A 10,745-nucleotide genomic window follows, 5' to 3' on the forward strand; every position below is an offset into this window, starting at 1 on the left:
CGCTCCTTGAATGGCTACGATGAACCAGAAATCCTCCTCTCTCAGTTAAGCCGATCTTGTCTCATTGGTGCTGACGCCGGACAGGTCTTGGACAATCGCAGAGCCGTGGCGAATGGTCTTACGAGGCGCCCGTTGATGAGGTCCCAAGGCGTGACGGCCTAGGTTCGCAACCGCATCCAGGCGGGCGCATGATCACTGGCGCTTTGAAGGAACAGCGAGATGGACAAAGGAGACACGCGGCGCCTTCTTCATTCTTGTCCACGGCGGCCCGCCGTCAGTCTCCGTCCTCTGCCCATGCCCGGACATGTGGATGCGTTGCGCAATTATGTCGACGTAGGCTTCGGCGGTAAAGTGCCAATGCGAGCAATAAGGTCCTTTGCGGTATTGTGAATCCAGCGTCCACCTCGAGGAGAGGGAACCTCCGCCGCGTTCAGCGCCGCAGCCAAAGCCGATGGTGAGAGCTTCTTGCCAGCCGGCAGCCTTTCCATCTCCTTCAGGACGAAATCCCAATGGCGAAGCGCACGCTGATCGGCGTTGTGACGGTTGGCGCGGTTGCCTTGCCTGTAATTCCCTTTTGGAGCCGCCGCTCTTTCAACCCGGGACAGCAACATTCCGTCTTTCACCGCCTTTGACCGCGAAGCCTTCGTCTGCGCGGCACGCATGAAGAGAGAGCGTCGTTCGTCCTCGGACATCGATTGCCATGTGCGACCCAAGGATGCATCCCAGACTTCGACATCGAGAGCATTTAGCACGCCGACGCACCTGATGATCTGGTCCCGTGTCGTGCGCTCCATCAGTTCGCGAATGTCAGCCAAAAGCAGATCGGCGCCGGCGTTACGCGCTACCGTGATCGCCTGCCGGAATCTCTCACGCGAAACGAATGGCGCCTCGCGGTAAGTGCTCGAGTCTGGAAAATTCTTCAGGATGTGTTTTCCGCTTCCTTTCTCGAAGACTAGCTGGGCGGCAAGCTGACGCTTGAGCGCTCGGTTGGCATTCAGTTCCTCGCCCGAGTGGATCTGCCGTCTTACGTAAGCGAAGCTGTAGGCGATAAGCGGGCGGGCTTCAGTCATTGACTTTTCTAAACCTTGTCGAGTGTTCTCAATGTCGATGAAGGACGGAATGCATTCTTGCAAGGGCGCTTCACCAAGTAGTTCCGTGTGCTGGATGCGTCATTGATGCATCGACAGCGTCGGCGCCAGCCCTGGAGCACCCCTGTGACAAAGGCGAGCATTCGAAACGAACAGTTGCGACGCTGTCGCACTGCGCGATCATCAGCCAGATGATTAGCGTCCTGGATTTCTTCGCCGGCGCGCTGGGATCACATCGTCCCTCCGTTCGCGTGGCTCGATTCAGCGACGACTGCGGCGCGGCGAGGATGCCCTCGACCGACGCGATCGAAACCGATCGCCGCATTGAGAGCATTTCAGGTTTTCTCCACGGAGATACAGGTGTGCCGGTCGTGTGTGAAGCGCTGAAGTGCTTGAGGGCGCTGGTTCCGGGGTCAACGCGCGCATTTCGGCTCTAATAACTTGTTTCGCTACATATATGCATCACACCAATATACGCATCGAAAGACAGAGAAGACGTTTAGGTCCTCATGAACCGCTGGCGCCCGAGCTCGGGGATGGATCCTTCAGCCGCATCCGGTCATCGATATGACGGAGCGCCTGTATCACCTTTCTTGTGATCTCGTTGTAATCTTTCAACGAGCTAGAGCTTCCGGTCATGATGGATGTCAGCGCCAAAGGCAGGTCGCTCTTGAGGGTCTCCTTGCGCGTCTGCTTCTTTTTCCTTCGCCAGGCCTCATCCCACGCTTCCAGGCCGACGACACCCGCGTTCAGAAACCGCTGCAGCCGCGTCTTCCGGAGCAGTTCCAGCAGCATTCCCCTTTTCTCTTCCCGCTGGTAGGCAACGTCCGGGAAGGTCGGGAGAGCGAACTTAAAGTATCGGCCGTGGAAGCGCTGGAACTTGAAGCCTGCAAGATCCTCGATCGAGCGGATGCCCATCTCGTTGAGTTCGCCCTGGTCCACGGTGACCTCGATCCGCACCCTCCTCTCCTCTTCCGGCAGAACTTCCCTGGCGCCAGTGGCGATGTTCTGTTTGTCGAGCAGCTTGATCATCGTTCGCCACGCACATTGCGATCCTCTGGCGCCGGCGTAGTAGGTGGAGTCGATCGTCGCCGGTTTGTCCTTCGTTGGATCGAGCAGGAAAGCGTCGCTGCGGTCGGGATGCCTCGGATCATAGCCGAGCACGTAGCGGGTGGCGTCGTCGCCTTTGTCCCAGGTGAACCTCGGGCGGTCGGCCGGCTCGTCAATGACATCCCGGCTGGGTAGGTGGCTGCGCACCAGCACACCGAACATCAGCGCAAGCGCCTCGTCGGACGGTTTGCGCGGCGTGAAATCGACACTGACTTCGAGGCCAACGATCGCGCCCGGCTCGCACAGGTTCCATTTCGCCCTGACTACTTCTTCCGCAAGCAGCAGGTCCTTGGTGGTCGGTTCCTGGACGCGCACACGGAAATCCCGGTATTTTCCGTCATCGTCGAGCGCCTTTTTCTCGACGTAGACCCTCTCCCCGATCGCTCTGTCAATGTAGTGTTTAATCCATCTCCACTGGGTATGCTTCACCGTCTGGAAGCGGATATCGGCCCAGTCGATGACCGCTCGGCATGCATAGGCCTTCAGGTCGATCTGCGGTTGCAGGAAAATCCGGTTCTGAAACCGCTTCTGCTTCTTCTCCACCTGCTGCTCTGCATAGGAGAGACGGTAGACCGCGGACGACTTGACGGCCGGCAGAAGGATGGAATGCGAGATCATGCGCGTAGCTGTATCAAGGGCCAGAGAGGAGGTGGGACCAGCGCCCATAGCCGCTATCGGCTCTGGTTCATAGAGCTTATCTCACAGATGCGTTCCGGTAGGCCCGCACCCGCCGGTGCCGTCGGATAGAAGTGTGCCATACGCACGCCGATGAGGCTCGCTTCCCTCGGCGGCGGCAACCCGAGTCGCGTCATTGGGCGGCCATGTCAACGATGCCTCATGTATAACTGGTCGCCGATCCCTCCGGCCTCAGTTCACGCCGACGCACTCTCGCTAATCTCTCGGATGCGGGCGATAAGGGCGGCCACCCGGCCTTCATCGAACACCTGTTCCGGTCCGGTCGGAGCGATGTCGGTAAACGGCGCCTCGTAGAGCAGTGCGGGATCCATCGAGCCGGCTTCGGTCATGTGCTCGATGACCAGGCCGATGAACTCGATCTGCTGATGTGTGGCGGCACCATGCGATAGGAATTCGCCGAAGGCCTCGCTTACCGCTGAACGGTCGAGCCCAACCAACGAGCGCACGAAGCGACCGAAGCCGCGGCTGGCCTCCCTGGCGCGCTCGATATCCTGCGGACCGGCAATCCCTGCCTCCAGCAGCAGACGTTCCAGTTCCGTCAGATCGTATGCGGTCAGCGGCTTACCCTGATGTAGCTTGTCGAGAACCTGATTGCCGGAAAGACCACGCAGGAAATGCCGTGCTTTCGCCTTGAAGCGTGCGAAATCGGCCCCGCCAACCTGCGGTAGGTCGATCTCCTCACCAGTCCCAATCTCGTCGGCGAAGTTGGAATAGACGATCGCCCTGCGGCTCTTTTCGATGTGCTGGATAAGATTGCGCAGGCGCAGCCGGACCAGTTCCAGCAGAGGAACGCTCACGCCTTCCCACCACTCCGAGGTCTGGATCTCCTCGATGAGAGCGGCCTGCGCTGCGATGCCCGGAATGGCAGTCTGGTCCTCGAGCGCGGACGCGATTTCGAGGAGCTGCTTCTTTAGCGTGTCGAATCGCTTCGATCCTTTCAGCAGCGCAAGCTCCAGCTGAAACATCAGCAGGTCGAAGCGTTTCGCCTCTTCAGTGCCGAGTTCACGCGACGACGGAAGCGGCGCAATGTCGCTCACCAGTTCGTCGCGCGCCTCGTCGTCGATGTCATTCCAAGCCGGGTCGGCCTGGTATTTCTCGACCGTGCGACGCTTCTGGCGCACGATGAAGTTCTCGAGGTTCAGGCCGGCGACAGTCTCGCGCAGAAAGCCTAGCGCGCTGATGCGCACCTCTTCCAAGCTCGGCGGATCCACGCGATTGCCAGGCGCCCCGTAAGTTTGCTGCTCGGGCGCGGCAAAGCCGCCGGCCTTGCCATCCTTCTCATCCAATGCACGCACAAGATCGAGCCGGGCAGCGAACAGGCGGGCCGAAAGGGACTTGGCAGCGCTGGCTTCCTTGATCTCGGGATTGGCGCCGAAGAATTCGAGGTTCTGGCAATAGTCGAAGACGCGGAAGCACTCCTTGTCCTGACCGGGACCAAACAGGTCGGGGCAGAGCCGCGTGCCTCGCCCCATCATCTGCCAGAATTTCGTCTTCGATCGAATCTGCTTGAAGAAGACCAGGTTCACCACTTCCGGCACGTCGATGCCTGTATCCAGCATGTCAACCGAGATGGCAATGTGCGGAGCCTTGTCCTTCTTCGAGAAGTCGTCGATCAGCGTTTGCGCATAGGCGCCGCTCTCATAGGTGACGACGCGGGCGAAATGTCCAGCAAGACGGATAGGCCGCGTTAAAGCGAGCTTCGATATAAACAGCATGCGCCTGGTTCTTGGCGAAGATGATGGTTTTGCCGGGCCGATCGCCGCCCTCGACCTTCAACCCGTTCTGCATCAAGTGCGCGATAACCTGGTCGACAGTGTCCTGGTTGAAAAGACGTTTGTTCACCTCGGCCGCCTCGACCGTATCGGGGATCTCGTCCTCGCCCCATTCCAGCATGTCCCACTGGTCCTTCTCCTCTTCGGAGAGATCGTCGTAGCGCAAGCCGGAGCGCACGATCTTCAGCGGCACGGAAATCGCCACTGGCGGCACGAGATGGCCGTCAGTGACGGCTTCCTCGAGGCTATAGGCGTCGGTTGGCACTCCGTCTTCCAGGTCGAACAGCGAATAGGTGTTCTTGTCGATCTCATCCTTGGGCGTTGCGGTCAGGCCGACGAGGAAGCTATCGAAATACTCGAATATAGCGCGATAGCGTTGGTAGACCGAGCGGTGCGCCTCATCGATCACGATGAGGTCGAAGTGTCCGGGGCCGAACTTCGCCTTGCCCTCCCGCCTGCCATCGATGAGGTTCATCATGGTCGGATAGGTGGAAAGGAACACGCGGCCTTCGCTGGTGCGCTCGGTGACGAGATTGACCGGCGCGGAATCCGGCAGCTGCGCCTTGAAGGCGCCAGCCGCCTGGTTGACCAGCGCGACACGATCGGCAAGGAACAGCACGCGCTTTGCCCAGCCGGCGCGCATCAGAAGATCGACGAGGGCGATGACCGTGCGCGTCTTGCCTGAGCCGGTCGCCATCACCAGCAGCGCCTTACGCTCGCCCTCGTCCTCGAATGCCTTGGCGATGGCGCGGATGGCGCGCTGCTGGTAGGGGCGTTTGTCGCCGGCGATCTTCGTATTGAGCTTTGTCTCCGCGAGCTTCCTGCGGCTCGTGCGGCGCTGGATCAGCAGTTCCAGTTCGTCGCGCTTGTAGAAGCCGCCGATCTGGCGCGGAGGATACCGCACATCGTCCCAGATCCAGTGCTCGTAACCGTTCGAGTAGAAAATCACCGGTCGTTGGCCGTAACGCGCCTCCAGCCGGTCGGCATAGAGTTTAGCCTGCTGCTGGCCCTGGCGGGCATCCTTGCGCGTGCGCTTGGCCTCGACCAGGCCCAACGGCTTGCCGTCGGCGCCCCACAGCACATAGTCGACGAAGCCTACACCCTGTTCGTTCGGCATGCCCTCGACGCGGAACTCGATGTCTTCCGGCCTGTCCAGTGCCCAACCTGCCTCACGCAGCAGCAGATCGATGTAGCGGTCGCGGGTTTCCGCCTCGTTGTAGTCGTGTGTAGACGGCGTCGCCTCTGCGGCATGCCGGGCGGCTGCCACTTCGGCACGCAGGCGCTGCAATTCGGCGTCGAGGTTCTGCCGGTCGGAGAGCAGCTTGGTCAACTCGCCGTTCTTGGCGTCGAGTTCGGCTTGCTGCGCCTTCAGATGCGCGAAGGCCTTCCTCAGCGTCTCGTCACGGCGCGCCAACACCGAGGCGTCGAAGGCAAGACCCTCGGGCGGCTTAGTCTTGCGCGCATAAGTGCGCGCCAGCCAGAAACAGACGTGGAACAATTCCTTGACCGCGCCAGCAGCATCGCCTGGCCGGATGGTCTTTTCCTCGTGCACGGCGCGATTGCGCAGAGTGTTGATGAACTTTGCCTTGGCGAATACGGCCTCGCCCGCTGCGCCGCGAAAACTCGGCTCGTGGAGCAGTGCTGAGATGTTATCCTGATAGGGCAGCTTCAGGCCAGGGTCGGCGCGGAACGCCCATTTGACGGCGAGCTCAACTGTCTTGCCGGCGAAGAACGCCGCCGCCGTCGGCGACACGCCCGCCTGCCGCTCAGCCTCCACCGCCGCCTCGTGGACGGTTGGAAACTCAGCGGCGAGGAAGGCGAAGTTGGACATCAAGTCAATTCCTTGAGCCCGGGAAAATCTTTTGCGAACGCACGTCGGATCGGGAGCCACTCAGTGTCATCAACGTCATGCTTCCATTTCACGGTATTCATGACCGCGTAGCCGGCGACACGAAGATCTTGCTCGAGCCGCTTTTCCATTGCGCCCACAATATTCCGAAAAGGAGTGTGCAACTCCATAAGAGATATGCGCGTAATCTTGTCAGCATGATCGAAGTCTTCCGGTTTCACAACCTCGGGGTGGATGGGGCCGTGAGCGACGAGCTCGAAGGAACGACAGGTCTCCGGTTCGACACTATGGCTGACAAGATGGCGACGTAGCGCGTTCTGGTTCTTCATTGAACCAAGATGCTGCCCCATTCGGATGTAGGGAGGCGATGCGTTCGGGCTGGAGTTATCTCCGGTCCGCCCGACATAGAGAAGCTCGCGATTATCGGCGGTAGCTACTCTCCAAACATAAAGCCAGAAACCGCGCCGCAGCATCTGGCCCGGTAGCGTAAGACGGAAAGTGCCGATGTCGGTCATCAGTTGTTTGTCCCCTCAGAACTGCGCTCGCCAGGTCGCGGCCTTCAGCAGCACGGACTTGTCCAACGGTGGCGAGAGTTCGAAGGCGCGCGGTTGGCGCGCTAAGTCGAACAGCCGCACCAACCGGAAGGCATCCGGTCGCTCCTCCGAGAAGGATCGTTCATTCTCCGAAAGCAGGAATGGGGTCTGCTTGTGACCGGTGGTCGTCTTCACCTCGATCAGTCGCTCGCGTCCGGCCGGATCGAACGAGCGGATGTCATAGCCGGCGCCATCGCCATCCTCCACCGATACCCAGCGCACCTTGCGGGCAAGATCGTCGCGCCCAGCCCCGCGCAAGCCGGATTGCTCGGCAAGGAAGATGCGCTCCTCACCACTCTTGCCCAATTGTCGGTTGCGGGCGTCCCGCAGTGCCGGATCAAACTTCCGCACGATCCGCTCCAGCGCGGCCGGCACCGCCTCGAAAGCCGCGACAGGCGGTGCTTCGAAGAAGAGTGTGTGGGGTTCTTGCAAGCCGGGTGCTGACGCCGACGAGACCGGGTTCTCGAAGAGCGCCGGATTACGAGCGATATGGCGTTCGACGCCGTCGACCAGCGCGTGCTGGAAGTTCGCCATTGGCTTGTAGCCGGCAATCCACTGCATGCCGAGCCGATAGAGCACCGCGCTGATGTTCTGGTGCTTGAATTCGATCGAGCCACGGCTGCGCCCGGTGAGTTCCTGCAACGCCGCGTTGCGCTGCGCCTTGACGAACGGGTGGCCCGCCAATTCCAACGATCGCATGTCGAAATAGTCGGCGACGATCAGGTCGATTTCGCGGTCGTTCCAGTCACTGCCATCGATCGCATCGGACATGGTCACAGCTGGCCTGAAAAGGCGCGAGATTGGAAGGACGAGAAGAGCCGTTCTGCACTGGTGAACGCGCGCAAGGCAGCAGTTTGAGCTGCATGGTTCTTCCTCGCCGCTGTGGCAAACCGCTTCTGCCGCTCAAGCGACAGGACCACTATCGGCAAATCTCTCAACTTTGACTTGGACACGTTGGGCATTGAGCCGGCCGCGCCGCCGGACATCTCCGAAATCTTGTGACGCAATGTGGGAAGTGAAATTTGCGTTTGAAGGAAAATAGGATCAAGAGCGCTTTCGTCGGGCACAAGCCGGAAAATCAGATCTGACATGTGCAGTCGAGGCCTTGTTTCCCAAACATATACACTAGCCCCCACCAAGTTCTTTGTGTTTTTCCGGCATAGAAGAACATCGCCCTTTTTGACCTCAATCCCGTGCTTGGACGCAACTCCGCTGGGCAATGCCTTGTTCTCGGATGGGCGATATCCGCCGGCGGTCACTGCGCTTAGTTTAAGAACACCATCTTCATGCTCGGACGCGGGTCGTTCATCGCAAGACGGGCTCCACCCGCTGTCTATTTTCACAACCAGGTCGCCTAAGTTTCTGAGAAGTCGATCATCGGCTTGCGCTAGATCCCCAAACATCTCCAGGAAGATCGACTGGGTGAGGCCGTCGAGGAGTTCGATGGCGTGCTTGCGCTTGCGGCGCAGCCCATCCGCCTTGTCCAGGATCGCTGCAATACGCTGCTGCTCGGGAAGCGGTGGGAGGGGGATGAGAGAGTTCTTCACAATCCGATCGCTTACGGCGGGGTAGCTTGCGCCAGTCGCCTCGCGAATCATCGATCCGACGAACTGCGGTGATCGAACCCAGTGCATGAGATAGTTGCTTAGAAGCTTGTCGGGGTTCGGTCTTAACACGCAGAAACCTGTTGACGCCGTGGCTCCATCATACTCCTCGGAGACAGGTGCAACTCCGTTCAGATTTGGTCTCACCGTGGATACCAGAATATCACCGAAGGCAACGATCTGCCTGGCTCGGCTCGGTGCATCTCTGCCCTTGATCACGGATGCATTCGCAATCGATTTGATGCCTTGATCAACCGCGCTGAGGTCGATGTAGCGAAATAGCTTTTCTGGATTCTGGACAGGGTTCCACGTGCTGACGCTCGTCGTCAATTCGCCGATAGGCACGCTGCGAACATTCACAGCATCGCCTCCAGGTCATCTAGGCCTCCAGCGATCTCCTTCTCCAGTGCCTTCAGTTCGGCAATGATTTCCTTCGGCGGGCGGTGTTCCTGCGCCTCATGCACCATTTGCCTGTAGCGGTTGATGGAAAGATCATAGCCGGCGGCGACTATCTCGGCCTTGGGCACGCAAAAACTCTGCGCGGTGCGCGGACGCTCGCGCCCGGCGCCGTTGCGCTCGGCCCAGCGTCCAGCGATGTCGGGCAGATTGTTCTTTGCCAGTTCCTCCTCGGTCAGCGTCAGGTTGACGAAATGGCCGGCTTCGTGGTGCCCCGGCGTCGGCCCGAGTTTTTCGCTCGGCAACAGGGCATTGCGCTTGTCGTCCAGCGAAAAGCCGTCCGCCTGGCAGTCGTAGAACCAGACATTGTCCGTGCCGCCGGAATTGGTCTTGGTGAACAGCACGATGGCGGTCGAGACGCCGGCATAGGGCCGGAACACGCCGGAAGGCAGCTTCACGATGCCGTCCAGCCGGTGGTCCTCGACTAGCATGCGACGGATTTCCTTGTGCGAGGTCGAGGAGCCGAACAGCACGCCGTCCGGCACGATCACCGCCGCCCGCCCGCCGGGCTTCAGCAACTTCAGGAACAGCGCCATGAACAGAAGCTCGGTCTTCTTGGTCTTAACGATCGAGAGCAGATCCTTGGCAGTCGTATCGTAGTCGAGCGAGCCGGCGAAGGGCGGATTGGCAAGCACCAGTGAATAGCGATCTTCATCGCCGGCATGCTCCTGGCTGAGCGAGTCCTTGTAGCGGATGTCGGGATCCTCGACGCCGTGCAGCGTCATGTTCATCGAACCGATGCGCAGCATGGTGTTGTCGAAGTCGAAGCCGTGGAACATTTCCTCGTTGAAATGGTCGCGGCTCTCCTGGTCTATGAACAGCTTCGGATGGTTGTCGCGTAGATATTCGCCGGCCGCGACCAGGAAGCCGCAGGTGCCGCATGCCGGATCGCAGATGATGTCCTTCGGTGTCGGCGCCGTCATCTCCACCATCAGCGCGATGATGTGTCGCGGCGTGCGAAACTGTCCGTTCTGGCCCGCGCTGGCGATCTTGCCCAGCATGTATTCGTAGAGGTCGCCCTTGGTGTCGCGGTCCTGCATCGGCAGCTTGTCGATGAGGTCGACCACCTTCACCAATAGCGCCGGCGAGGGAATGGTGAAGCGCGCGCCCTTCATGTGGGTGGCGTGTGCGGTGCCGTCCTCCGCCATGGCGCGCAGGAACGGGAAAACGTGCTCGGCAACCAGCCCGAACATCGTGCCGGCGTCCTTGTTCTTCAGCCTCGACCAGCGCATCTCCGCATAAGCGACGCCGCCGTTCACGCCGATGCCGTCCTTGCCGTCCGGGAAAATGCGCCGACGCATGGGCTGGCTCGTGCGGGTCGAGCGGTTTTCCTCAAGCTGCTCGGCATCGTCCAACCCGCGCATGAAGAGCAGATAGGTGATCTGCTCGATCACCTCGAGCGGATTGGCGATGCCACCCGCCCAGAAGGCGTTCCACACCTGATCGATCTTCGAACGCAATTCACCTGTGATCATTCTTGCAAACTCTTGATTCCAACAGCGGCGACAACCTAAGCTAGATGAGAAAAAAAGAAAAAGGGGCTTGGGATGGCTAACGCTTTAATGATTCGCGCGATG

The 10,745-nt window shown here is 60.0% G+C and carries 8 protein-coding genes; all 8 read right to left on the reverse strand.

Features of this window, described 5'->3' with window-relative positions:
• Positions 1-323 precede the first annotated feature (323 nt).
• The 8 genes from LGH82_RS13950 to LGH82_RS13985 all read right to left on the reverse strand — a co-directional run bounded on the left by LGH82_RS13950 (position 324) and on the right by LGH82_RS13985 (position 10,643).
• Positions 324-1,070 carry a hypothetical protein gene (locus tag LGH82_RS13950; RefSeq protein WP_227349015.1) on the reverse strand — a complete coding sequence of 249 codons (747 nt, stop codon included), beginning with the start codon at positions 1,068-1,070 and terminating at the stop codon, positions 324-326.
• Between the two features lie 525 nt (positions 1,071-1,595).
• Positions 1,596-2,816 carry a hypothetical protein gene (locus LGH82_RS13955; protein WP_227349016.1) on the reverse strand — a complete coding sequence of 407 codons (1,221 nt, stop codon included), beginning with the start codon at positions 2,814-2,816 and terminating at the stop codon, positions 1,596-1,598.
• A gap of 254 nt (positions 2,817-3,070) precedes the next feature.
• Complete coding sequence (locus LGH82_RS13960) at positions 3,071-4,609, reverse strand: type I restriction-modification enzyme R subunit C-terminal domain-containing protein (protein ID WP_227349017.1); 1,539 nt, start codon at positions 4,607-4,609, stop codon at positions 3,071-3,073.
• Positions 4,533-6,497 carry a DEAD/DEAH box helicase family protein gene (locus LGH82_RS13965; RefSeq protein ID WP_227349018.1) on the reverse strand — a complete coding sequence of 655 codons (1,965 nt, stop codon included), beginning with the start codon at positions 6,495-6,497 and terminating at the stop codon, positions 4,533-4,535. Before LGH82_RS13965 ends, LGH82_RS13960 begins: the two co-directional genes overlap by 77 nt.
• Positions 6,497-7,030 (reverse strand): hypothetical protein, encoded by a 534-nt coding sequence (locus tag LGH82_RS13970; RefSeq protein WP_227349019.1) that lies wholly within the window; start codon positions 7,028-7,030, stop codon positions 6,497-6,499. Before LGH82_RS13970 ends, LGH82_RS13965 begins: the two co-directional genes overlap by 1 nt.
• A 15-nt stretch (positions 7,031-7,045) precedes the next feature.
• Positions 7,046-7,879, reverse strand: a complete 834-nt coding sequence (locus LGH82_RS13975; protein ID WP_227349020.1) for a DUF3883 domain-containing protein — start codon at positions 7,877-7,879, stop codon at positions 7,046-7,048.
• A gap of 2 nt (positions 7,880-7,881) precedes the next feature.
• A complete protein-coding gene (locus tag LGH82_RS13980) occupies positions 7,882-9,072 on the reverse strand; it encodes a restriction endonuclease subunit S (protein ID WP_227349021.1) in 1,191 nt (396 codons plus the stop codon).
• A complete protein-coding gene (locus LGH82_RS13985) occupies positions 9,069-10,643 on the reverse strand; it encodes a type I restriction-modification system subunit M (RefSeq protein ID WP_227349022.1) in 1,575 nt (524 codons plus the stop codon). Before LGH82_RS13985 ends, LGH82_RS13980 begins: the two co-directional genes overlap by 4 nt.
• Between the last annotated feature and the right edge of the window lie 102 nt (positions 10,644-10,745).

It is taken from the genome of Mesorhizobium sp. PAMC28654 (assembly GCF_020616515.1).
Taxonomy (GTDB): domain Bacteria; phylum Pseudomonadota; class Alphaproteobacteria; order Rhizobiales; family Rhizobiaceae; genus Mesorhizobium.

What these genes read in the sequence shown, in the direction of transcription:
- LGH82_RS13950 (WP_227349015.1), bottom strand. Translation starts at nt 1,070, where the DNA reads ATGACTGAAGCCCGCCCGCTTATCGCCTACAGCTTCGCTTACGTAAGA.
- LGH82_RS13955 (WP_227349016.1), bottom strand. Translation starts at nt 2,816, where the DNA reads ATGATCTCGCATTCCATCCTTCTGCCGGCCGTCAAGTCGTCCGCGGTC.
- LGH82_RS13960 (WP_227349017.1), bottom strand. Translation starts at nt 4,609, where the DNA reads ATGCTGTTTATATCGAAGCTCGCTTTAACGCGGCCTATCCGTCTTGCT.
- LGH82_RS13965 (WP_227349018.1), bottom strand. Translation starts at nt 6,497, where the DNA reads ATGTCCAACTTCGCCTTCCTCGCCGCTGAGTTTCCAACCGTCCACGAG.
- LGH82_RS13970 (WP_227349019.1), bottom strand. Translation starts at nt 7,030, where the DNA reads ATGACCGACATCGGCACTTTCCGTCTTACGCTACCGGGCCAGATGCTG.
- LGH82_RS13975 (WP_227349020.1), bottom strand. Translation starts at nt 7,879, where the DNA reads ATGTCCGATGCGATCGATGGCAGTGACTGGAACGACCGCGAAATCGAC.
- LGH82_RS13985 (WP_227349022.1), bottom strand. Translation starts at nt 10,643, where the DNA reads ATGATCACAGGTGAATTGCGTTCGAAGATCGATCAGGTGTGGAACGCC.